This window comes from Rhizobium sp. J15, assembly GCF_002531825.1.
Taxonomy (GTDB): Bacteria; Pseudomonadota; Alphaproteobacteria; order Rhizobiales; family Rhizobiaceae; genus Rhizobium.
In genome coordinates this window covers 1-618 of sequence record NZ_NWSX01000115.1, presented here as the reverse complement: position 1 = coordinate 618, position 618 = coordinate 1, and the positions used below count along the sequence as shown (strand labels likewise).

General features: G+C 58.1%; 1 protein-coding gene and 1 pseudogene. Both read right to left on the bottom strand.

What is annotated here, in order from left to right:
- Positions 1-352, bottom strand: a 352-nt coding sequence (locus tag CO670_RS32390; protein WP_245426184.1) for a thiamine pyrophosphate-dependent enzyme, incomplete at its 3' end; no start/stop codon positions are given.
- A 51-nt stretch (positions 353-403) separates the two neighbouring features.
- Positions 404-618: pseudogene (locus tag CO670_RS32385) on the bottom strand (ABC transporter permease); the annotation flags it as partial.

Genomic DNA, 618 nt, shown 5'->3' with positions numbered 1-618 from the left:
TCCCGTTCGCTCCAAGCATGCCCTTGCGCAGGTCGGCGATGTGCTGCGAACCGCCCTTGCCGCCACAGGTCCCTGTCGCCCGCCCGAACAGCTCGGCCATCATGCTGTCGATATCCACACCCTTGGCGATCGAATGACCATGGCCGCGATGGGTCGAGGAGATATAGTCGTCCTCGCGCAGATGCAGGCAGATGCCGACGGCACTCGCCTCCTGCCCGGCATAAAGATGGGTGTTGCCCGGGATGTCGCCGGTCGCCATCTCCTCCATCACCCGCTCCTCGAAGCGGCGGATCATCCGCATGCTTCGATAAACCTCAATCAGCTTGTCCTGAGAAAGTTGTAAGCCTGACATGTGTTCCTCTTGAACTTTGGTGCGACCTGACGGACGCGAAACATTTGTCCGTTAAGATCCCCTAGCCTGTCTTGATCGTCTGTATTGATCGATGACGACGGCGAGTACGATGATGGCTCCCTTGATGATTTCCTGGTAATAGGAACCGATCTTTAGGAAGGTGAATCCTGATGTGATGACGCCGAGGATGATGGTTCCGATCAGCGTTCCTGTTATGCGGCCGGAACCACCGGCGAGCGATGTGCCACCGATGACGGCAGCGGCGA